General features: G+C 69.5%; 3 protein-coding genes. 2 read left to right on the forward strand and 1 reads right to left on the reverse strand.

The genetic code is table 11. The features are described from left to right. Both ACOJSF_RS14225 and ACOJSF_RS14230 read left to right on the forward strand, forming a co-directional pair. Positions 1 to 431 (forward strand): enoyl-CoA hydratase-related protein (locus tag ACOJSF_RS14225; protein ID WP_420142857.1); only part of this gene is annotated, 431 nt, incomplete at its 5' end. A 10-nt stretch (positions 432 to 441) separates the two neighbouring features. Further along, entirely contained in the window at positions 442 to 1,602 is a 1,161-nt protein-coding gene (locus ACOJSF_RS14230; RefSeq protein ID WP_420142858.1) for an L-lactate dehydrogenase, read from the forward strand. A 31-nt stretch (positions 1,603 to 1,633) separates the two neighbouring features. On the opposite strand, the gene ACOJSF_RS14235 is transcribed toward ACOJSF_RS14230, so the two are convergent. Continuing rightward, positions 1,634 to 2,295: hypothetical protein (locus ACOJSF_RS14235; RefSeq protein ID WP_420142859.1), on the reverse strand; the 662-nt coding region annotated here is incomplete at its 5' end.

Consider the following 2,295-nt stretch of genomic DNA (forward strand, 5'->3'; position numbering starts at 1 on the left):
TGGCCTTCGCCAGCGATTTCCGGATCGCGGCGACGGGCGCGCGCTTCGGCTCCCCGCTCGCGCGCACGATCGGCAATTGCCTGTCGGCGCGCGGCTATGCGCGGCTCGTCCAGCATGCGGGCATCGCGATCGCCAAACGGATGCTGCTCGGCGCGGAAATCGTCGCGGCGGAGGAGATGAAGGCGCTCGGCCTGATCAACGTGCTGGCCGACCCCGCCGAGATCGACGCAGCGGTCGACGCATTGGTCGAGCGGCTGCTGACCCACGCACCGCTGACGATGGCGGTCAGCAAGGAGGCGATCCGCCGCGTGAGCGTGGCCGGGCAGCCCGACATTTCGGATCTGATCGCCACCATCTATGGAAGCGCGGACTTCGCGGAAGGCGTGCGCAGCTTCCTCGCGAAGGAGAAGCCCCGCTGGCAGGGGCGTTGAGGATCGCTGAATGACGCCGGCTTCGATCGACGATTTCCGCACGCTGGCGCACCGCCGACTGCCGCGCTTCCTGTTCGATTATATCGACGGCGGCTCCTATGCCGAGGAAACGCTGCGCGCCAACGAGGCGGACCTCCAGCGGCTGAAGATCCGCCAGCGGGTGATGCGCGACGTATCGGGCGTCAGCCTCGCCACCACGCTGATGGGGCAGGATGTCACGTTTCCGGTGGCGCTGGCGCCGATCGGCCTGGCCGGCCTCTATGCGCGCCGGGGCGAGGTGCAAGCGGCGCGCGCGGCACAGGCGGTGGGCGTGCCGTTCATCCTCTCATCCTCCGCCTGCTGTTCGATCGAGGAGGTGGCGAAGGGCGCGCCCGGGCCGCTCATGCTCCAGCTCTACATGATCAAGGATCGCGGGTTCATGGAGGACCTGCTGGCGCGCACCGCCGCGCTGGGGGTCGACACGCTGATCCTGACCGTCGACCTGATCATGCACAGCCCGCGCCGCCGCGACGTGCGCACCAGCCTGACCGGGCAGCAGGGACTGGCTGCCCGCGTTCAGCGTGCGATCGAGATTGCGCGCCATCCCGCCTGGGCGTGGGACGTGGGCGTGAAGGGTCGCCCGCACACGCTTGGCAATTTCGCCGCGCGCATGCCCGACGGCGCGGGCCTCGCGCAGTTCACGGCGTGGGTCGCGCGCAATTTCGATCCGTCGATCACCTGGGCCGACCTCGACTGGCTGCGCCAGCATTGGCGCGGGCGGCTGGTGCTGAAAGGCATCCTCGACCCCGCCGATGCGCGTGACGCGGTGGATGCGGGGGCGGAAGGGATCATCGTCTCCAACCATGGCGGCCGCCAGCTCGACGGGGCCCTGTCGTCGATCGCGGCGCTGCCCGCCGTGGTCGATGCGGTCGCGGGTCGGGCGGAGGTGCTGATGGACGGCGGGATCCGCTCGGGTGTCGACATCCTCCGCGCGCTGGCGCTGGGGGCGAGCGGGGTGCTGCTCGGTCGGGGCTGGGCCTTCGCGCTGGCGGCGCAGGGTGGTGCTGGCGTGGCGCGCATGCTGGACCTGCTACGCCACGAACTGGCGGTGGCGATGGCGCTGAGCGGGCAGCACGACACGCGCGCCGTCACGCCCGACGTGATCGTAGATCAGTCTTTACAGGCCAGATGATGGCCCGTTACGGCCATGGCAAAAGCGAGCCCTACCCAGCCGAAGGCCAGGCGCCGTGGAACCGGTCTGCGGGCGGATGTCGGTGGACATCCGCTGCCATCGCAGCGAAGGTGACGCCATCGCGCGCGGCCTTGACGCGCTGACCGCATGGAATGACATGGCCAACCTCAATTTTGTCGCGCAGCACAGCCTCCTCGGCCGGTCCTTCTCCGTGGTCGAACGCGATGCATCCAGCCGGGCCAAGACCGGCCAGCCGGGAGATCCCACGTCTTTCGCGGGAGGGGTTATCCAGAAAGTCCGGTCCATGACGCGCCTCGCACGTCTGTCGGCGACCATGTTTGCACTTGGCACGACCTGCCTCACGACGACGGCCCATGCGCAGGCTCAAGCGCCGGCCGCCCGACAGACCGGCCTCGATCCGCGAGGCCATCTGCTTGCCGTTGTCTCCCCAGGTGCGGGCTTCGCTTATTCGCGCCTGCGCGAGGGCGTGCAGGTTCGCGTCGGCGGAGAGGTTGCCGAGGTTCGTCTCCTGCGACCGCACCTGGGCACGCTCGCCCTCGAGGTACACGTCGGTGTAGCCCCAGATCTCGCCGTCCTTGGCGCTGATCACGGCCTGCACCGCCTCGGTGATGTCGGCGACCTGCTCGCCCTTGGTGCCCTCGGCGAAGGCGGTCGTGGCGAGGTCCGCCTCGG

The organism is Sphingomonas sp. (genome assembly GCF_048594985.1).
Classification (GTDB): domain Bacteria; phylum Pseudomonadota; class Alphaproteobacteria; order Sphingomonadales; family Sphingomonadaceae; genus Sphingomonas_I.